General features: G+C 60.8%; 19 protein-coding genes. 10 read left to right on the forward strand and 9 right to left on the reverse strand.

The features are described from left to right. Positions 1–31: 31 nt before the first annotated feature. Together QZ648_RS01610 and glgA are read right to left on the reverse strand one after the other, a co-directional pair. Positions 32–1,990, reverse strand: a complete 1,959-nt coding sequence (locus QZ648_RS01610; RefSeq protein ID WP_291995896.1) for an alpha-1,4-glucan--maltose-1-phosphate maltosyltransferase — start codon at positions 1,988–1,990, stop codon at positions 32–34. Between the two features lie 163 nt (positions 1,991–2,153). Beyond that, positions 2,154–3,362: a glycogen synthase gene (gene glgA, locus QZ648_RS01615; RefSeq protein WP_169067542.1), complete on the reverse strand. Its 1,209-nt coding sequence runs from the start codon at positions 3,360–3,362 to the stop codon at positions 2,154–2,156. Between the two features lie 471 nt (positions 3,363–3,833). On the opposite strand from glgA, the gene rpsF reads away from it, so the two are divergent. The 5 genes from rpsF (at position 3,834) to dnaB (ending at position 7,066) form a co-directional block, all read left to right on the forward strand. After that, positions 3,834–4,235, forward strand: coding sequence for a 30S ribosomal protein S6 (gene rpsF / locus QZ648_RS01620; protein ID WP_169067541.1), 402 nt, complete (start codon positions 3,834–3,836; stop codon positions 4,233–4,235). A gap of 14 nt (positions 4,236–4,249) precedes the next feature. Continuing rightward, complete coding sequence (gene priB / locus QZ648_RS01625; RefSeq protein ID WP_169067590.1) at positions 4,250–4,579, forward strand: primosomal replication protein N; 330 nt, start codon at positions 4,250–4,252, stop codon at positions 4,577–4,579. After that, positions 4,551–4,826 carry a 30S ribosomal protein S18 gene (gene rpsR / locus QZ648_RS01630; protein WP_046531352.1) on the forward strand — a complete coding sequence of 92 codons (276 nt, stop codon included), beginning with the start codon at positions 4,551–4,553 and terminating at the stop codon, positions 4,824–4,826. Before priB ends, rpsR begins: the two co-directional genes overlap by 29 nt. A gap of 14 nt (positions 4,827–4,840) precedes the next feature. Next, positions 4,841–5,299 (forward strand): 50S ribosomal protein L9, encoded by a 459-nt coding sequence (gene rplI / locus QZ648_RS01635; RefSeq protein WP_291995897.1) that lies wholly within the window; start codon positions 4,841–4,843, stop codon positions 5,297–5,299. 300 nt (positions 5,300–5,599) lie between these two features. Next, positions 5,600–7,066, forward strand: a complete 1,467-nt coding sequence (dnaB, locus tag QZ648_RS01640) for a replicative DNA helicase (RefSeq protein WP_248595497.1) — start codon at positions 5,600–5,602, stop codon at positions 7,064–7,066. Between the two features lie 36 nt (positions 7,067–7,102). Here dnaB and QZ648_RS01645 read toward each other — a convergent pair whose 3' ends face one another. From QZ648_RS01645 to QZ648_RS01675, 7 genes are all read right to left on the reverse strand, one after another. After that, a complete protein-coding gene (locus QZ648_RS01645) occupies positions 7,103–8,323 on the reverse strand; it encodes a transglutaminase-like domain-containing protein (RefSeq protein WP_291995898.1) in 1,221 nt (406 codons plus the stop codon). A 109-nt stretch (positions 8,324–8,432) separates the two neighbouring features. Beyond that, entirely contained in the window at positions 8,433–9,857 is a 1,425-nt protein-coding gene (locus QZ648_RS01650) for a PhoH family protein (protein WP_291995899.1), read from the reverse strand. Between the two features lie 43 nt (positions 9,858–9,900). Further along, positions 9,901–10,356, reverse strand: a complete 456-nt coding sequence (locus QZ648_RS01655; RefSeq protein WP_169067538.1) for a peroxiredoxin — start codon at positions 10,354–10,356, stop codon at positions 9,901–9,903. Positions 10,357–10,428: 72 nt separating this feature from the next. Further along, positions 10,429–11,019, reverse strand: a complete 591-nt coding sequence (locus tag QZ648_RS01660; protein WP_169067537.1) for a YiiX/YebB-like N1pC/P60 family cysteine hydrolase — start codon at positions 11,017–11,019, stop codon at positions 10,429–10,431. 197 nt (positions 11,020–11,216) lie between these two features. After that, positions 11,217–12,020 carry a sulfite exporter TauE/SafE family protein gene (locus QZ648_RS01665; RefSeq protein ID WP_291995900.1) on the reverse strand — a complete coding sequence of 268 codons (804 nt, stop codon included), beginning with the start codon at positions 12,018–12,020 and terminating at the stop codon, positions 11,217–11,219. Positions 12,021–12,093: 73 nt separating this feature from the next. Continuing rightward, on the reverse strand, positions 12,094–13,836 hold the full coding sequence (locus QZ648_RS01670) for an ATP-binding protein (protein WP_291995901.1): 1,743 nt from the start codon (positions 13,834–13,836) through the stop codon (positions 12,094–12,096). 240 nt (positions 13,837–14,076) lie between these two features. Beyond that, a complete protein-coding gene (locus QZ648_RS01675; protein ID WP_248595496.1) occupies positions 14,077–14,316 on the reverse strand; it encodes an oxidoreductase-like domain-containing protein in 240 nt (79 codons plus the stop codon). Between the two features lie 389 nt (positions 14,317–14,705). On the opposite strand from QZ648_RS01675, the gene QZ648_RS01680 reads away from it, so the two are divergent. The 5 genes from QZ648_RS01680 (at position 14,706) to QZ648_RS01700 (ending at position 19,841) form a co-directional block, all read left to right on the forward strand. Further along, positions 14,706–15,884 carry an iron-containing alcohol dehydrogenase gene (locus tag QZ648_RS01680; protein ID WP_291995902.1) on the forward strand — a complete coding sequence of 393 codons (1,179 nt, stop codon included), beginning with the start codon at positions 14,706–14,708 and terminating at the stop codon, positions 15,882–15,884. 98 nt (positions 15,885–15,982) lie between these two features. Further along, positions 15,983–17,068 carry an ABC transporter ATP-binding protein gene (locus tag QZ648_RS01685; RefSeq protein ID WP_169067534.1) on the forward strand — a complete coding sequence of 362 codons (1,086 nt, stop codon included), beginning with the start codon at positions 15,983–15,985 and terminating at the stop codon, positions 17,066–17,068. 1 nt (position 17,069) lies between these two features. Next, a complete protein-coding gene (locus QZ648_RS01690; protein ID WP_169067533.1) occupies positions 17,070–18,149 on the forward strand; it encodes an ABC transporter ATP-binding protein in 1,080 nt (359 codons plus the stop codon). Continuing rightward, entirely contained in the window at positions 18,143–19,036 is an 894-nt protein-coding gene (locus QZ648_RS01695; RefSeq protein ID WP_291995903.1) for a sugar ABC transporter permease, read from the forward strand. Before QZ648_RS01690 ends, QZ648_RS01695 begins: the two co-directional genes overlap by 7 nt. Further along, positions 19,029–19,841, forward strand: coding sequence for a carbohydrate ABC transporter permease (locus tag QZ648_RS01700; RefSeq protein ID WP_169067531.1), 813 nt, complete (start codon positions 19,029–19,031; stop codon positions 19,839–19,841). The genes QZ648_RS01695 and QZ648_RS01700 overlap by 8 nt, the downstream gene beginning before the upstream one ends. Positions 19,842–19,858: the final 17 nt, after the last annotated feature.

Raw genomic sequence — 19,858 nt, forward strand, 5'->3', positions numbered from 1 at the left:
AGTGAGACAGTGACTGCGCCCTGGCCTGCGCTTACCAGCGACGAATCTTGATGATGTGCGCCATCAGGTTGTGCGGGCTAAGTTCGACGTAGGCGGTCGGGCCGCTCCAGCGATAACTCTGGTCGTTCAGCACATCGTGTGCCTGGTATTGCTCATCCCAGCCGATGCCGAAAGTGCCCAGCGGGATCTGCAGAGTGGCTGGCTGTTGATGGTAAGGATCGAGATTGACCGCGCAGACGATGATATCCGAGCCATCATCGTTTATCTTGGCGTAGGCGAGGATGTTCGGGTTGTCGGTGGCCAGGAACAGGACGTTGTTGTAGCCGTGCAGGGCTGGCGATTCGCGGCGGATCTTGTTGATGCGGGTGATGATGTCGACGATGTTGCCCGGAGCCCGCCAATTGCGCACCTTCACTTCGTATTTCTCCGAGTCGAGGTACTCCTCCTTGCCCGGAATCGCCGCGTTTTCACACAGCTCGTAACCACTGTAAATGCCATAGACTGAGGACAGGGTCGCCGCCAGAACAGCGCGCATGATGAATGCCGGCCGACCGCCGTATTGCAGGATTGGCGGCAGGATGTCCGGCGTATTGGCGAAGAAGTTGCCGGTAAAGTACTCCTTCATCTCGCCGTTTGTCAGCTCATTGACATACTCGGTGATTTCGTCTTTCTCGTTGCGCCAGGTGAAGTAGGTGTAGGACTGGGCGTAGCCGGCCTTGGCCAGCAGGCGCATCATTTTCGGCTTGGTAAAGGCTTCGGCAAGGAAGATTACCCCGGGGTGCTGCCGGTGTACCTGAGCGATTACCCATTCCCAGAACGGCACCGGCTTGGTATGCGGATTGTCCACGCGGAAAGTGGTCACCCCCTTGTCGACCCAGAACAGGAAAACTCTGAGCATCTCCTGCCACAGGCCGGCGCGGTCCGTGGTGCCAAAGTTCAGCGGATAGACGTCCTGGTATTTCTTCGGCGGGTTTTCGGCGTATTTGATCGAACCGTCGGGACGATGGAAGAACCATTCCGGATGAGCGGCGACGTAGGGGTGGTCGGGCGAGCAATTCATCACGTAGTCGAGTGCAATCTCGATCTCCAGCTCCCGGCAGGTGGCGACGAAGCGATCCCAGTCCTCCCAGGTACCGAGCTTGGGTTCGAGGCCGGTGTGACCGCCGTGCTCATTGCCGATCGCCCACGGACTGCCGACGTCACCGGGCTGGGCGGTCAGGCTGTTGTTCTTGCCCTTGCGGAAACTGTGGCCGATGGGATGAATCGGCGGCAGATAGATGACGTCGAAGCCCATGGCCTTGACCTCGGGCAGACGACGAAGGCAGTCCTGCAGGGTGCCGTGCTGGTGCGGGGTCGTGCTCTGCGAACGCGGAAAGAACTCGTACCAGGCGGCAAAACGACTGATCGGACGGTTGACCATCACTTTCAGCGTCGGCGCCAGCTCGTAGCCCTCGCTACGATCAGCATACCTGGCCATCAGGCTGTGCAGGACGCCGCCGATTCCCAGGTCGATCACGCCCTGCTGCTCGCCGGCACCCAGCGCACTGTCCATGGCCGCGATGATGCTTTCGATGCGGGCACGATCCTCACCCTTGGCCAAGGCGGCCGATTTCCTGATGATCGCCATTCCCTCGAGCAGTTCGCTTTCGAGCTTGGCACCCGGCACGTTCTTCTTGCTGATCTCTTCTACCCACGACCGGTAGTGGTCGGCGTAGGCCTCGATGGTGTATTCCCAGGGACCGATCTCGGTGACTGAAAACTCGCCGTACCAGTCGTCGTTGAGGGCCAGCGTCATCGGGCTTTCCTGCCACGTCTTAGCGCCCAGCTTGCGGGCCTTGAGCACGGCCGACAGCTTGTCGTGACCTTCCTTGTAGATATCCGCGCTGACGGCGACTTTTTCGCCGACGACGCGTTTGATTGGATAGCGGCCACAGTCGATCTGCGGTTTGACGGCTTCAATATTTACGCGGGGGTAGTCCTGGGGAATCATTGTTTGCGCTCCTGAATTCTGACCCGGCGAGGCGGGAAGCAGAGGGTGATAGGTGATCTGCACGGCGACGGCCCCTGCGGGCCGTCAATACGCAATCCCTTGCCGCAATCCCTTTCGCCCTGAGCTGAGTCTGTGCCGGTGGCCGAAAGGGTGCGGCGAATCGCTATTTCAGCAGAGAGTTGTAGAGTGTGCGGGTTTGCTGGGCGATGCTCGACCAGCTGAAAACTTCACGCGCGCGTTTCTGGCCGGCAGTGGCCATCGATTCGGCGAGCGCCGGGTCGTCGAGGACCTTGTTGATCGCCGTCGCCAGGTCGCGCGAGAAGGCATCGGGATTCACCGGCTCGAAGGGCGCGACGCGCAATTGTTCCAGCGGTACGAGGTAACCCGTTTCACCATCGACGACGACTTCCTTGATGCCGCCGACGGCGCTGGCCACGACGGCTGTGTGGCAGGCCATCGCTTCCAGGTTGATGATTCCGAAAGGCTCGTAGATCGACGGGCAGCAGAAGACCGTGGCATGCGAATACATCTGGATCACCTGCGGCTTGCTGAGCATTTCCTGGACCCAGATCAGGTTCTTGAAACCTTCCCGCCGAACGGCTTTGATCGCCTCTTCCATCTCGGCAAGGTACTCCTTGGTATCCGGGGCGCCGGCACAGAGGACGACCTGCACATCGGGGTTGATGTACTTGACGGCATTGACCAGGTGCACGATGCCCTTCTGGCGCGTGATGCGGCCAACGAAGAGCACGAAGGGCTTGCTCGGGTCGACGCCGTGCTTTTCGAGGGCATCGGTATCGGTCGTCGGATGGTACTGCTCGACCTTGATGCCGTTGTAGATCACCGCGATCTTGTTCGGATCGATGTCGAAATGTTCGAGAATGTCGGCCTTGGTTCCTTCCGAAACAGCAATCACCGCGTCCGCCATCTGCAGCGAGGTGCGTTCGACCCAAGACGACATGTCGTAGCCGCAACCGAGCTGCTCGCGCTTCCACGGCCGCAGTGGTTCCAGCGAGTGCACCGTATGCACCAAAGGAATGCCGTAGAGGTTCTTGGTCAGGATACCGGCGAGGTGTGCGTACCAGGTGTGCACGTGCACCAGATCGGCGTCGACCTGCTCGCTCAGGGTTTCGAGGTTGGTCTCGAAAGTGTCGAGTGCGCCGCTGAGTTTCTTGTCTACGTGCGCAAAACTGCCTTTCCCAAATGGGTAGCCCTTGACCCGTACCCCGTCGTTGACAGTGTCCTGCTCACCGAAACAGCGCACTTCTACATGCATCAGTCTGGCCAGTTCATCGGCCAGATACTCGACGTGAACGCCGGCTCCACCGTAAACATTGGGGGGATACTCGCGGGTCAATAGCAGTACTTTCATGGCGGCACTTTCTCTGCTGAGGTTGTGGAGTCGAACGCGACAGCATTGCGTCGAAGACCTTGCCATTGTATCGGCAAAGGGGTCGGACGGCCAAGCCGGAGGCCATGACGCATGACCCAGCCGAAGCGGGCCCGTTGGCGTAGAGTCCGTCGAGCAGGAGCAGAATCCGCAGGCGGGGGAAGCAGGTCTTGAGGCACTCGCTCAAGCGCGCAAAGGCGCGCAGTTCGCAATCCTGCTTTTGCGCCTCGGGTTCCGCCCAGGGCCTGTTTGAGGGGCTGAAGGTCAAGGTCGCGCAGGAGCCGAAACAGGGTGTCGGCGTGTGGCAGGGTGTCGATCTTCGGGAACAGCAGCTGCAGGGCCGGGCAAGGCGAAAGCAGTTTGCCGAGAAGGCCGCGAGACCGTTATAATGCTCGGTTTTCCACCTTGCTCCACCGTTTGCATGGCGGGGGGCTTCAACCACAAGGAGTGTTCATGCGTCATTACGAAATCGTCCTGATCATCCATCCGGATCAGAGTGAACAGGTGCCGGCGATGGTCGAGCGGTACAAGGCTGTGATCACAGCGCGTGCCGGGCAGATCCACCGTCTCGAAGACTGGGGACGCCGCCAGCTCGCCTACCCGATCCAGAAGCTGCACAAGGCACATTACCTGCTGTTGAACATCGAGTGCGATGACGCTACGTTAACCGAGCTCGAGCACGGTTTCAAATTCACCGACGCGGTTCTTCGTCATCTGACGATCAAGACCAAGCGTGCGGTCAGTGGGCCGTCGCCGATGATGAAGGACGAGAAGTCCAAGTCGCTGCTGGAAGCGCGCGAGCCTGCACCGGCTGAAGCTGCCGCTGAACAAGCGGCTGCGGAACCGGCCGCCTGATTGTCGAGGCTCTGCTGAACCGCGTCGAGCTTGTTGGTGTCCTGATCGAGCGCAAGGCGCAACGTTTTACACCGGCCGGTGTGCCGGTAGTGGAATGCCTGATCAGGCATCAATCAGAGCAACTTGAAGCGGGTAGCCCACGGCGTGTTGAATGCGAAATCCAGGCCATCGCCCTGGGTGCAACGGCACAGTGGCTGCAAGCGGCAACTCCTGGCGCTGCTCTCCATCTGACGGGCTTTCTTGCCGCCAGGAGCCGCAACAGCAAGCAGCCGAGACTGCATGTAACTACGATCGAATTTGTCGAAGGAAAGCAAAATGGGAAGATTCTTCAAGAAGAAGGATGACAAGAACGTCAAGAAGCGTGGTGGTGGCCTATTCAAGCGGCGCAAGTTCTGCCGCTTCACCGCTGAGAAGATGGAAGAGATCGACTACAAGGATGTCGACCTGTTCAAGGAGTATGTCGCCGAGAACGGCAAAATCATGCCGGCTCGCCTGACCGGTACCAAGGCTGGTTATCAGCGGATGCTGTCGGTGGCCATCAAGCGTGCCCGCTTCCTGGCCTTGCTGCCGTACACCGACAATCACCAGTAAGCGAGGACAAGGAAATGCAAGTAATTCTGATGGAAAAGGTTGGCAACCTCGGCAGCCTTGGTGATCTCGTCAACGTCAAAGCGGGCTATGCCCGTAATTTCCTCATTCCAACGGGTAAAGCCAAGCGTGCAACGCCGATGGCGCTGAAGGAATTCGAAGCCAAGCGCGCCGAACTCGAGAGCGCGGCAGCCGAGAAACTGGCGGTTGCGCAGGCCTATGCCGAGAAATTCGTGGGCGTGGTCGTGCGCATCGAACGCAAGGCTGGCGTCGATGGCCGTCTCTTCGGCTCGGTGAGCAACTTCGATATCGCTGATGGCTTGCGTCTACTCGGCTTCGCCGTCGACAAGTCCGATGTGCGCATGGCTGCGGGTCCGCTGAAGATGATTGGCGAAACCGAGTTGCAGGTCGCGCTGCATAGCGATGTGCTGGCGACGATCACGGTTTCAGTCGTTGCCGAACAGTTCAAGATCTAAGGCGATTGCCGGAAAAGAACGTACCAGATTGCGCCGGATTTTCGGTCGGCTTCGAGGCGCGACAACAGGCGCATGGTCGAACTATGTAACTGTTGTCGTAACATAGAAGACGGGCGAAAAGACAAGCAAGATGGTATATTCCTTGACAGAAATCGCCTAAGTCTGATCCGGCGCCGTCTGCTGGCGCCACGAAAAAGCCTTGCCCTGGGGCAAGGCTTTTTTTCGTGCGGGCAACGGGAAAATTTCATCAGCGGGGTAAACTCGCTGCCTTGCTCGCCCCGTTTTTTTCACTGATCAGTCATGGCCAAGCCCTTCGATTCAGATTCATCGCCCTCGGAAAACTCCGAACGTGGGCCACGCGCGAGCAGTCGCGGTGCGCGGCGAGACGGCGGCCGTAGCCCGCAGATTGACCCGGCGTTGTCTGCGCTGCGGGTGCCACCGCACTCGATAGAGGCCGAGCAATCGGTTCTTGGTGGCCTCTTGCTCGACAATGCCGCTTTCGACAAGATCGCCGACCTGATGGCCGAAGGCGACTTCTATCGCGACGAGCACAAGCGCATCTACCGCCAGATTTGCAAACTGCTGGAGCGTGGCAAGCCGGCTGACGCGGTGACCGTGGCCGAAAGCCTCGACCTGGCAGGCGAGGGCAAGGATACCGGCGGCCTCGCCTATCTAGGTGAACTCGCCGCCAATACGCCGTCGGCGGCGAATATCCGGCGTTACGCGGAGATCGTTCGTGAGCGAGCGATTCTGCGGCAACTGGTGACTGCCGGTGACGAGATCGCCGGGAGCGCGCTCAATCCGCTCGGTCGCGATCCGAAGACCTTGCTCGATGAGGCCGAGAGGAAAGTCTTTGCCATCGCCGAAGGCGGCTTGCGCCACCAGACCGGCTTCCAGCACATCAACCCCCTGCTGACACAGGTTGTCGAGCGTATTCAGGAACTGCATGATCGCGACAATCCGTCGGACATCACTGGCGTTCCCACCGGCTATCATGATCTTGACAGCAAGACTTCCGGTCTACAAGGCGGTGATCTGCTGATCGTCGCCGGGCGGCCGTCGATGGGCAAGACTTCGTTTGCGCTCAACATCGCCGAGCATGTCGCCATCGAGGTCGGCCTGCCGGTGGCCGTTTTTTCGATGGAGATGGGCGGTACGCAACTCGCCATGCGCATGCTTTCTTCAGTGGGCCGGCTCGACGCGCATCGCGTACGTACCGGTCGGCTCAACGACGACGAGTGGTCACGACTATCGTTTGCCCTGGGCAAGATGCACGAAGCGCCGATCTATATCGACGAAACGCCAGCGCTCAATCCGATCGATCTGCGCGCCCGCGCGCGTCGCCTCCGCCGCCAGTGCGGTCCACTCGGCCTGATCGTCATCGACTATCTGCAGCTGATGTCCGCGACCGGCCATGGCGAGAACCGGGCGACCGAGATCTCCGAGATTTCGCGTTCGCTGAAGAGCCTGGCAAAGGAATTGAATGTTCCCCTGATGGCCCTCTCGCAGCTCAACCGCTCGCTCGAACAACGTCCGAACAAGCGCCCGGTGATGTCCGACCTGCGCGAATCGGGCGCCATCGAACAGGATGCTGATGTGATCATGTTCATCTATCGCGACGAGGTCTATAACCAGGATACGGCCGAGAAGGGCGTTGCCGAGATCATCATCGGCAAGCAGCGTAACGGTCCGATCGGTACCGTTCGCCTTACTTTTCTGGGTGAATACACGCGTTTCGAGAATTTCGCCAGCGCGGGCTCGTACTGATTGCCGGGCAAGGAGCAGCCTTTTCAGGCGATGGCCTTAGCCTTCGACGCTGCTGGCGTGCACGGTGTAGCTGAAGCGCTTGGTATCCAGGCTGTCGAAGCGGTTGGCAGCCACTTCGGCCTGCGGCACGACCAGAAAAGGTAGTGCCTTACCGTTGTCGCCGCGCAGCCTGACATCCAGGGCGCTGTTGAAAGCGACCCAGTTCATTTCCCAGAAACCAAACAGCAGCTTGCTCAGGACGACCAGTTTCGGGTCGTTACTGCTCAGGTGCTCGTCGTGGATTGCCTTGCGCACATCGGCCGGATTGACCGGAATCCAGCCGTAGCCCGGCGTATAGAATTCGGCGCGGCACTGCTGTTCCGTGCTGAGGTTGCCTGTCGCGCCGAGGCCGGAGAACAATCGTGAGCTGTCGATGCGCTGCCCGAAAAACGGACGCGCAGGAATGCCAATGGCTCGACACAGGCCGACGAAGAGAAGCGTGATATCGGCACTTTTTCCGCTCAACTGGCCGCTATCGAGCATGGCTTCGATATCACCTCGACCGCTACCGGGCAGCGACGGATCGTAGGTGGTGTTTTCCAGCACCCAGTCGTAAATCGCCTTGCCGCGTGCCAGCGGGTCCTGGATGCGACCGACGGCGCGTTCGGCGGTGCGGCGTACGAGTCCGTCGGTGGGGACCAAATTGCTGGCATGCAGGTTCTGGCGCAGCACTTCGCTGCGCTCAGCGGCGTTGCCGCGTCGGGTAATGTCGAAATGACGGTCTCGTTTGGCGACCTGGCTGGTGATTTGCAACTGCGGAGTATCGACCCCCTCGTTCCAATCGGCGTAGAACACCACCATTGTCTCGGCCGGGTCGCGGTAGATGCCGGCATTCGTGAAATTACCTTGCCAGCTCTGGCCCAGCGAACGCTGCCAGAGCGTGTCCTTGTGCAGCGCCAGCGGCAACCACAGCCGCAGCTTGCCCTTGACCTCCTTGAGAGCGATGGTCGAGGTGATGTCGTAGATTCGCCAGGGCGTCGCTGGTTCATCGGGCAGGCCGGTGGCGTCGGGTTGCTCGGCTCCTGGCTGCGGCGAACTGGCCGCAGCAGGCGCTTTCGGCTTTTCGGCGGTGGCTGGCGCGCTTTGCCGGCTGCTCTTCTTGGTGCTGCTTCTACGCGTTGCTTTGGCGCTTGTCTTGCTTTTTTTTGCGGCCAACACCGACGTCGGCGCCAGTAGCGAAAGAAGTGCCGAAGCAGCAAGGAAATTGCGTCGTTTCAATCGACTCTCCGGTAAGCGCGGGATCCTGGTCGGACGGAGCAGGTAGCACGGATCGGTGGCTACAAACGACCGGGCCGTGTCCTAGACACGGCCCGCCAATGGCAGAAAATTATAGCACCTCGGCCGCGTAGTCGGCGAGGCGGGAGCGTTCGCCGCGTTGCAGGGTGATATGCCCGGCGTACGCCCAGCCCTTGAAACGATCGACGACGTAGGCGAGGCCGGAACTGCCTTCGGTAAGATAGGGCGTATCGATCTGGGCGATATTGCCGAGGCAGATCACTTTCGTCGCTGGCCCGGCGCGGGTAATCAGCGTCTTCATCTGCTTCGGAGTCAGATTCTGCGCTTCGTCGATAATCAGAAACTTGTTGAGGAACGTTCGACCGCGCATGAAATTGAGCGACTTGATCTTGATGCGGTTGCGAATCAGGTCGTGGGTGGCTGCACGCCCCCAGTCGCCCGCGTCTTCATCGCTCTGATTGAGGACTTCGAGGTTGTCTTCAAGGGCGCCCATCCACGGCCCCATCTTCTCTTCTTCGGTGCCTGGCAGAAAACCGATGTCCTCACCGACCGGCACGGTGACCCGGGTGATGATGATTTCGCTGTAGCGCCTGCTTTCGAGCACCTGGGTGAGTCCAGCGGCGAGCGTGAGCAGCGTCTTGCCGGTACCCGCCTGGCCGAGCAGGGTGACAAAATCGATTTCCGGATTCATTAGCAGATTGAACGCAAAGTTCTGCTCGCGGTTGCGCGCGGTGATTCCCCAGACGCTGTTCCTGCTGTGCGTATAGTCGGTCAGGGTGGCAATCTCGGCGCTCATTGCAGAGGCGTCGCGGACGATCGCATGCAACGGGCTCTCGCCGTCCTGGATGAGGAACTGGTTGGCCAGAAATTGCGCGCACAGCGGGCCCTTGAGGCGGTACAGCGTGTGACCGTCCTGCTGCCAGGACTCCATCCCCTGCGCATGCTGGTCCCAGAAATCCGAGCCCAGTTCGCGGATGCCGGTGTACAGGAGGTCGCTGTCTTCGAGAACCTTGTCGTTGAAGTAGTCCTGCGCTTGCAGCCCGAGCGTGCGCGCCTTGATGCGCATGTTGATGTCTTTGGAGACGAGGATCACCGAACGCTCGGGATGCTGGCGTTGCAGGTGGATGACAACCGCCAGAATCTGGTTGTCGGCCTTGGCTGTCGGTAGTCCTGCCGGGAGCTCACTGGCGATCGCCTCGGTCTGCAGAAAGAGACGACCGCTGGCCAGTCCGCGCGAAGCTTCGTCGAGCTCGATGCCCTGGTCGATGGCGTCGTCGATGCTGCTGACTATTTCATCGAGCGTTCGTGTCACCTGGCGAGCATTGCGCGCGATCTCGGACATCCCCTTCTTGTGATTGTCCAGTTCTTCCAGGGTCATGATCGGCAGGAAGATGTCGTGCTCCTGGAAACGGTAGACACTGCTCGGGTCGTGCATCAGGACATTGGTGTCGAGGACGAAGAGTTTCCTCGGCTTGGCAGCGGCGTCGCCGGCGGCGGTGGCAGATGAGCGGATCATGCGCAGGTCTTCCGGATGAGGGTTTATCGGTCAGGCTTGGTGATCAGAGCTGAACGACGAAATCCAGCACTTGCTGCGCATGGCCGGCTACTTTCAGAGCGCGCCATTCGCGCCGCAACACCCCCTTGCCATCGATGACAAAGGTGCTGCGCTCGATACCGCGGACCTGCTTGCCGTACAGCGATTTCATTTTGATCACCGCGAAGCGTGTGCATAGCAATTCGTCGGCATCGGAGAGCAGAGCGAAGGGCAGGTCCTGCTTGGCCTTGAAGTTCTCGTGCGAGCGGATGCTGTCGCGTGAGACGCCGACGACGATGGCGCCGGCCTCGACGAACTGCGGGTGGAGATCGCGGAATTGCTGAGCCTCGGTGGTGCACCCCGGCGTGCTGTCCTTGGGGTAGAAGTAGAGTACGACGGTGCTGCCCGGGCAGGCCGACAGCGTGAAGGTCTGGCCGCCGGTAGCCGGCAGGCTGAAGTCGGCGACGGTCTGGTCGATCATGGCTTTCTTTCTCGGAAAGAGTTCAATGCAAGAGGAAGAGGGCAGCGGAAGAGGGCCGCGGAACGAGTCCCGTCACATGATACGGAACTGCATCATCACGCGTTCATCGTTCCAGATGTCGTCCGGGCTGATCGAATTGCGGTGGAACTTGAACGCGACCTCCGCCTTGCGAAAAGCCTCGTAGACCAGTTCCGAGCAGATGTACTTGCGGTCTCGGTTCTTGCGGCCGCGCCTGAAGAGAATCCGCATCGCGATGCGGCAGATCTCCCAGTTGTCGTAAGGCCTGGTGAGTTCGTCCATGCCGAAGCTGATCACCGACTTGAGTTTCTCGTCGTCCGGGCCGGGGGTGATGCGGGCGATCACCATGCGTCCTTTGTAGGGCTTGTTGCGACCGTGGTAATCGCGCAGATACTTGGACAAGGGAGCGAGGCGGACCCCGATGGCGGTTTCGCTCTCGAGCACGAAGATGCGCTGCAGATTGTCGTCGCGATAGATGATGCCGACATGGCTCCAGACGGATCGCGTGAACCACTGGATGGTCTGCGAGAAGAAGTAGGTGCCAGAGCAAAAGACGATGTCGCCGGTACGCAGCTGATCGCGAACCTGATCGTAGTCGACGATGGGCAGTCTGGCGATTGCTTTGCGGCCAAGGCCATCGGCCATGTGTGGCTCCCTTCAAGGCGCAGGGGTGAGGGCTGAGATCATCAATGGAGGAGAGATGGTGCCCGCGAGAGTGTATGAGCCGCGGTCATGCGGCGTCAATCGCGCGTTTGGCCCCGGGAGCCATTCACCGGCGAACAGATGACGGTGTAGGAAAGGTTGAGCCTGGCCGAATCGAGCGCTGCCTTCGCTTGCTGCTTCTAATTCACTCCGCTCTTGTAGAAATACGCCAGGGTCAGCAAGCTGCCGAGCGCGACAATGAAGCGTCGTAACCACAGGGCAGGAATGCGGCGCGCGACGCGGCCGCCCGTGTAGCCGCCAAGCGTTCCGGTCACCAGCATCACCGTCGTGTGGGGCCAGGAAACCGCATCGGCGACGACGAAGGTGACCACCGCAACCGAGTAGATCACCGCCGATAGCCAGTTCTTCAGGGCATTGATCTCGTGCACATCGTCGAATCCCTGGATCGCCAACGCGGCGAGCATCAGGATGCCCATGCCGGCGCCAAAGAAGCCACCGTATATCGACACCGCGAGCTGAAACGCGAAGCCGCCGACGCCAACTTGCCGGCTGTTGGCGGGGCCGCCATCGGCTTCGCGCGCAGGTTTGCGCAGGCCAGCGACCAAGGCCGAAAACTGCGTACTGAAGGCGAAGAGAACCGTGGCCACGAGGAGCAGCCAGGGAATCAGGTTCGCGAAGGCAGCGTTCGACGTGGCGAGCAGCAACAGGCCACCGGCGATGCCACCGAGGAAGGCAACCAGGGTCAGCAGCGGCAGCGCCGTGCGAAAGCGCAGCAGTTCGGTACGAAAAGCCCACGCGGCGGCGAGGCTGCCTGGCCAGAGGGCAACCGAGTTGCTGGCGTTGGCCATCACGGGCGGGACGCCGGCGGCGAGCAGCGCCGGAAACGACAGGAAGGTGCCGCCACCGGCAACCGAGTTCATCGCCCCGGCGCAGAAAGCGGCGATGGCGAGCAAAGCGTAGGTGGCAATCAGGCTGGCGTCCATAAGAGTGGTCAGCGTTGCGGTGAGAGGAAGGGCCGAGAGGGGAGCTTACGAGCCGCGCTTGTTGGCGGTGGGTTCAGAAACCTTCCTTGTTGAGCAAGCGGTTGCGCGGCAAGGTGACGCGAAACACGCTTCCTTTGCCCGGTTTGCTGCGCGTATCGAGTCTCCCACCATGGCGGCGAACAATGTTGTCGGCTAGTGACAGGCCGAGGCCGCTTCCTTTGCCAGTCGCTTTGGTGGTGAAGAAAGGGTCGAAGATCTTGTCCATGTCTTCGGGCTCGATGCCCTTGCCGGTATCGCCGACTTCAACCCACACCTCATGCTCGTCGAAGCCGGTGCGCAGGATGATCACGCCGCGCTCGTCGATGGCTTGCGCGGCATTGATCACCAGATTCAGGAAGACCTGGTTGAGTTGCGGAGCAAGGCATTCTATGTCGGGGATGCCGGCGTAGTCCTTCTTGATTTTTGCCTTGTCCTTGATCTCGTTCCAGACGATGTTGAGTGTGCTCTCCAGGCCTTTCTCAAGGTTTGCAAGCTGCCACTCGGCGGTGTCCACGCGCGAAAACTCCTTGAGAGTTTCGACGGCCGTCTTGGCGCGCTGCACACCGTCGAGCGATTCGCTGATCAGGTTCAGGATATCGTGCTGCATGAAGGCAAGATGCGCCTTTTCTTTCGCCTGCTCGATGGCGGCCAGGAAAGCCACCTGCCCGGCCAGCGCCGGTTCAGCTTTCTCGTAGGCTTCCAGCACGCTCAACAGATCCGCCACGTGCCCCTTGAGGGCTTCCAGATTGGAGTTGATGAAGGCGAAGGGCTTGTCGATCTCGTTCGCTACGCCTGCCGCCAGTCGACCGACGGAAGCCATCTTCACCGATCGCAGCATCTGGTTTTGCGCTTCGATGAGCATGCCATTGAGGGCAGTCAACTCGGCGAGATGGATGCGATTGTCGGCTTCGATCCGGCGGCATTCAGTGATGTCCTCGTACACCCCCAGCACGCCGAAGGTTTCATTGTCGTCATTGATCAGCGGGATCTTGGACGTCCGCAGCCAGACGGTCTCACCGCTGGCAGTGGTCTGCTGTTCTTCAAAGAACAGTCGCGGTGCCCCGGCGGCCATGACTTCCCGATCGTCGGCGCGATAATGATCGGCCTGTTCTGCCCACACCATCTGATAGTCGTCCTTGCCGATCAGGTCGTCAGGACTCGGCATCCCGGCATCCTCGGCAAACCTCCTATTACAGCCAAGAAAGCGTAAATCGGTGTCCTTCCAGAAGACGCGAGCAGGCACGGTATCAATGACCTTCAGGAGCAGGTTTCTGGATTCGGCGATCGCTGCTTCAGCCAGTTTTCGTTCGCTGATCTCTTCACCGGAACTCAGCGTGCCGACGATTACCCCGGCAGCGTCGGTCAGCATACCCGTGTGCCAGGCCATCAGACGCTGCTGCCCATCCGCGTCGACGACGGGATATTCCGACAGTGCTTCCTGGGCCTGTCCCTCGCCGCTGACAAGTTGCAGAAAGCAGGGGAGGAGGACGGACTTGCCGCTTGGCTGCGGCAGGCAGTGCTCGAACCAGGGCTGCCCGAGTAGCGCGCTCTCCGGCTGGCCGAGCAGGGCGCAGCCCGCACGATTGATCATCGCGATGCAAGCACGAGTGTCCAGAGCGACCACGATGCATGGCACGGCGTCGAGATAGCGCTGCAACAATTGATTGGCAAGCGTCAGCTCGCGGACCGTTTCTTCGAGCAAGTCCTCGGCTTTCTTGCGCGCTGCGCGCTCCTCTTCGAGCTGCCGTCGCAGTAGGGCGAGATCATCCATGCTCATACCTTCTTGCTCCGAGTCAGGCGCAGCGTCGGTTCCGGTGTTGTCGGATTCGCGCTGGGTGGAATTGGTGGAATTGGTGGAATTGGCGGAATTGGCGGAATTGGCGGAATTGGTGGATTCGGCAGGACTGGACGGCCGCTGGTCGCGACGGCCCTTCTCTGCAAACGAGCTCGTCACACCCTCTTGGAACTGGCTATTCTATCCTTCCCCGACGGCGGTGGTTGTGCTGACGCGATTTGATCAGCCCAAGAGGGCCCGGGCCTGATCCCGCCAGTACCCCAGCGCCTGGTAGTAGCCCTGCCAGACGCAGCCGTTGCAGCCCCGACCACAGCAAGTGTTCGGCACGGGCGGCGGCAGGCGCAGACTGAGCTGCCGCGTGCTGAGCAGGGCTTCGATTTCGCCGACGATCGACTGAGCGTCGGCGAGGTCCCGCAGGGGTCGGCAGAAGGCATCGGGAAGGTCGCTGCTAACGGGCATCATGGCTATGGCTTGGCTCTGGCTTGGCGTCGCTGGGGGATGGCTGTGGAGGGCTGGCGATGCTGGAATTTCGTACCACGCTTTCCGCGATCATGCTTGAAGAATGCCACAAGCAAGTGCGGAGGCAATGACGAAGGTCAACACGGCGTGCCTGGCAGCGCGTCGGCCGGAGCTAGTGCGGTGCCGCATTCACCGTTCCCGATGCGGCCTTCAGCAAGCATTACAGCGGCGCGAAACCCACGCGGTAGCCGGAATTTATAGGTTCCATACTTCGCGCAGCCCGGCACTAGCGAAGCGGGCATACAGGGTTCAAGAACTGCCTGGCCGGCGAAATCCGGGTTTGCATTGCACTGCTTGATGCACCCACTGGAACATGGAAGGAGGGTCCCTGCATGAGCTTCGCTGCGTTTGCCATCGCCCGTCTGCCGCAGATCAGGTTCGGCTGCGGTTCCCTGAGCAACTTGCCGGACATCGCCGCCAGCTATGGCAAGCGCCTGCTGCTGATCACGGGCGCACGGAGCTTTCTCGGCTCGGCGCATGCGCCGCGGCTCTTCGCTGCCTTGCGCCAGCGGGATTGCCGCTGGGAAATCGTCAAGATCGTCACCGAGCCAGCGCCGACTTTTATTGATGCCACCGTCTCGGCATTGCAAGGCGAAGCGTTTGATGCCGTGATTGCTATCGGCGGCGGCAGCGCCCTTGATGCGGCTAAGGCCATCGCCGGCCTGCTCAAGCCAGGCAATTCGGTGCTCGATCATCTCGAGGGCGTCGGTCCCGAGCTACCCTATGGCGGCCCGTCGACGCCCTTGATCGCCGTACCAAGCACGGCCGGCACTGGCTCGGAAGCCACCAGGAACGCCGTATTGTCAATTCACGGACAGTTCAAGAAATCCTTTCGCGATGAGCAACTGGTGGCCGAATGGGCGATCGTCGATCCTGACCTGCTCGTCAGCTGTCCGCCGCAGCTCATCGCCGCCGATGGCATGGATGCCTTCACGCAACTCCTCGAATCCTTCGTCTCGACAGGCAGCAACCCGATGACGGATGCGCTTGCGCGCTCCGGCATCATGGCGGCCAGGGATGCGCTGTTGCCGCTGTATGCCGAACAATCTGCCCCGGCACGCGAGAAGATGGCCTACGCCTCGCTGCTGTCGGGCATCTGCCTGGCGCAGACCGGTCTCGGTGCCGTTCATGGCCTCGCCTCGCCCCTCGGCGCCTTTTTTCCGATTCCCCACGGCGCGGCCTGCGGCACACTGGTCGCCACGGCAACGGCGGTCAATATTGCGGCGATGGAAAGGCGCGATCCCGAGAATCCTGCGCTGCCGAAATACGCCGAGATCGGCCGTCGCTTTGCCATGCAGAAGGGAATGAAGGCTCAGGATGCACGCAGCTTCCTGGTCACGAGCTTGCGCCAATGGGAGCAAACGCTCGCCTTGCCGCGCCTGTCAAACTGGCGAATCACCCGCGCCGACTTCCCGCGCATCGTGGCCAATTGTCGTGGCAGCAGCATGAAGACCAATCCCATTGTGCTCACTGATGACGAGATTGCACAGATTCTCGCGGCGCGGCTTTAGGCGCGGGCACGGTCCGTGAGGATCGGGAGGCCAATAGAGAAAAGTCGCTTGATGAAGCGCCGACTTCGAAGCAAACTGCGTTCCGGGAGACCATCGCCATGGAATTGGAACTGCAAGGCATCAGCAAGCGGGTGGGGGCGCAGTCCTGGCTCTACACAATGGACCTCGCGCCGAAGCGCAACGCGGTAACCGTGCTGCTGGGCGCCACCCAGGCGGGGAAGACCAGCTTGATGCGCATCATGGCCGGCCTCGACACGCCCACCCGCGGGGTGGTGAGGGTGAATGGCCAGGATGTTACCGGTGTTTCGGTACGCGACCGCAACGTGGCGATGGTCTATCAGCAATTCATCAACTACCCCTCGTTACGGGTCGCCGACAATATCGCTTCGCCATTGAAGCTGCGTGGCGAAAAGAATATTGATGAGCGCGTGCGTGCGCTGGCGCAGCGGCTGCACATCGATGGCTTCCTGGACCGCTACCCGGCCGAGCTTTCCGGCGGCCAGCAACAGCGCGTGGCGTTGGCGCGTGCGCTGGCCAAGGGTGCCCCGCTGATGCTGCTCGACGAACCCCTGGTCAATCTCGACTACAAGCTGCGCGAGGAATTGCGCGAAGAACTGAGCGAGCTGTTTGCGGCCGGCGATTCAACGGTCATCTACGCCACCACCGAGCCGGGCGAGGCCTTGCTGCTGGGTGGGCACACGGCGGTCATGGATGCCGGCGAACTGCTGCAGTATGGACCCACCGCCGAGGTCTTCCATGCCCCCAAGTCCTTGCGCGTCGCCCGCGCCTTCAGCGATCCGCCGATGAACCTGATCGCCGCTGCAGCAAGCAGCCATGGGGTGCAATTGAAGGCCGGCCCGGCGCTTTCGATTCGCCTCCCGGCAGTCCTTGCGCAACAAGCGACGACCGCCCTGACCGTTGGCGTACGCGCCAGCGCCCTGCGCCTGCAGGAAAGCGCAGGCGACGTGCCCCTGGCCGGCCGCGTCGAGCTGGCCGAAATCTCCGGCTCGGACACTTTTGTGCACCTGTCCACGGCCGTCGGGGAAGTGGTGGCGCAGCTTGGCGGTGTGCATCGTTTCATGCTGGGCACAGCGCTGACCCTGCAGCTCAATCCCGCCCATGTCTATGTATTCGATGCGCAGGGGACCTTGCTCGTGGCTCCGCAACGGCGGGGAGGGCATTGACATGGCGCGCATCGATCTCGACCTCGCGCATTCCTACCTGGCCAATCCGCAACAGGATGAGGACTACGCGCTACTGCCAATGAAGATGAGTTTTGCCGATGGCGGCGCCTATGCCCTGCTCGGCCCCTCGGGTTGCGGCAAGACGACGATGCTCAACATCATGTCGGGCCTGCTGGCGCCGTCGCGGGGAAGCGTCGAGTTCGACGGCCGCAACGTCACGCAACTCAGCCCGCAGCAACGCAATATCGCCCAGGTGTTCCAGTTTCCCGTGATCTACGACACCATGACCGTGGCCGACAACCTGGCCTTCCCCCTGCGCAACCGGAAAATGCCCGGCGATCAGATCAGGAAGCGCGTGGCTGAAATTGCCGAAATGCTGGAACTGAGTGGCCAACTCGATCAGCGCGCCGCGAACCTTGCCGCCGACGCCAAGCAGAAGATATCGCTCGGGCGCGGCCTGGTCAGGCACGACGTGTCGGCGGTGTTGTTCGACGAACCCCTGACCGTCATCGATCCGCACCTGAAGTGGCAGCTGCGGCGAAAACTGAAACAGATTCATCTCGAGCTGAAACTGACGCTGATCTACGTTACGCATGATCAGGTGGAAGCTTTGACTTTTGCCGATCAGGTGATGGTCATGACGCGCGGTCGCTCGGTGCAGGTGGGAAGCGCCGAGGAGTTGTTCGAAAGGCCGCAGCACACTTTCGTGGGCAATTTCATTGGTTCGCCGGGCATGAACTTCCTGCCGGCGCGGGTCCATGAGCGGGCACTGCTGGTCGCCGAACACCGGCTTGGACTGGGCCGAGACCTTGCCTTGCCCGCAGGCGAACTGAAACTTGGTATCCGGCCCGAATACGTCGTGCTCAGCGCTGCCGAAGACCCGACGGCCCTGCCGGTCAAGGTCACGCAGGCACTGGACATCGGTACCCACGTGCTGTTGACCGGCCAATGCGGCGATCTGGCGATCAAGGCGCGCTTGCGTCCCGATCAGGAGATACCCCGCTGCGGCGACCGGGTCTGGCTGGGCGTGTTGGGATCACACACCTGTTTCTACAAGAATGAGGAACTCCTCCCGTGCTGAGCACCAAGCCCGTTAACCAAAAGGCCTGGTGGCTGGTGCTGCCGGTGGTCATTTGCGTCGCCTTCTCCGCCGTGCTGCCTTTGATGACGGTGGTCAATTATTCCTTGCAGGACATTTTCTCGCCCGAGCGGCGGGTCTTCGTGGGCACGGAATGGTTTGCGCTGGTCATGCGCGATGACGAACTGCATGCCGCCCTGTGGCGGCAACTGGGCTTTTCGCTGGCGGTTCTGACGGTGGAGATTCCGCTCGGCATCATGCTCGCCCTGGCCATGCCAGCGAAGGGCTGGAAAGCCTCGGCGGTGCTCGTGATGGTGGCGCTGTCGCTGCTGATTCCGTGGAACGTGGTCGGCACGATCTGGCAAATCTACGGTCGCGCCGACATTGGTTTGCTGGGTGCGATGCTGCAGAAGATGGGTTTCGATTACAGCTACACCGGCAATGCCACGCATGCCTGGCTCACCGTACTGAGCATGGATGTCTGGCACTGGACACCGCTGGTGGCGCTACTCTGCTTTGCCGGACTACGCTCCATCCCCGATGCCTACTACCAGGCCGCACGCATAGACGGTGCCTCCAAATTGGCCGTCTTCCGCTACATCCAGCTACCCAAAATGCGCGGCGTATTGATGATCGCCGTGCTCCTGCGCTTCATGGACAGCTTCATGATTTATACCGAGCCTTTTGTTCTGACGGGCGGTGGTCCGGGAAATTCGACCACTTTTCTCAGCCAGTACCTGACTCAGAAAGCGGTCGGCCAGTTCGATCTCGGGCCGGCTGCCGCTTTCTCGCTGATTTACTTTCTGATCATCCTGCTCTTGTGTTTCATCCTCTACAATTGGATGCAGCGTGTCGGCACCGCCGACAAGGAGGGCGCCGGCCATGAATGAAAACCGCTTCCAGAAGCGCACCCTGTTCCTGATTCTCTATATCGTCTTTGCGCTGCTGCCCATCTACTGGATGGTCAACATGAGCTTCAAGACCAACGCGGAAATCCTTTCCAGTTTCTCGTTTTTCCCGCAGGACTTCACCTGGGACAACTACCGCACCATCTTCACTGATCCGGCCTGGTATTCCGGCTACCTCAACAGCCTGATCATCGTCGCCATCAACATGACGATCTCGATCAGCGTGGCTCTGCCCGCGGCCTACGCTTTTTCGCGCTACAGCTTTATCGGCGACAAACACCTCTTCTTCTGGCTGCTGACCAACCGCATGACGCCGCCGGCAGTTTTCCTGCTGCCCTTCTTTCAGCTCTACTCGACCCTCGGTCTGATGGACACGCATATTGCGGTGGCACTGGCGCATCTGGTGTTCAACGTGCCATTGGCGGTATGGATACTGGAAGGCTTCATGAGCGGTATTCCGCGCGAGATCGACGAAACCGCCTATATCGATGGCTATTCCTTCCCGCGTTTCTTCCTGACCATTTTTCTGCCGCTGATCAAGGCCGGCGTCGGCGTCACGGCCTTCTTCTGCTTCATGTTCAGTTGGGTGGAACTGTTGCTGGCGCGCACGCTGACCAGCGTCGATGCCAAACCTATCGTGGCGACCATGACGCGTACCGTCTCGGCATCGGGCATGGACTGGGCGACGCTGGCCGCCGCCGGCGTCCTGACCATCGTGCCGGGCGCCATCGTGATCTGGTTTGTCCGCCATTACATCGCCAAGGGCTTTGCCATGGGGCGGGTGTGATGGGCGCTGCCGCAAGT

This window comes from Candidatus Accumulibacter sp. ACC012 (assembly GCF_907163155.1).
Lineage (GTDB): Bacteria > Pseudomonadota > Gammaproteobacteria > Burkholderiales > Rhodocyclaceae > Accumulibacter > Accumulibacter delftensis.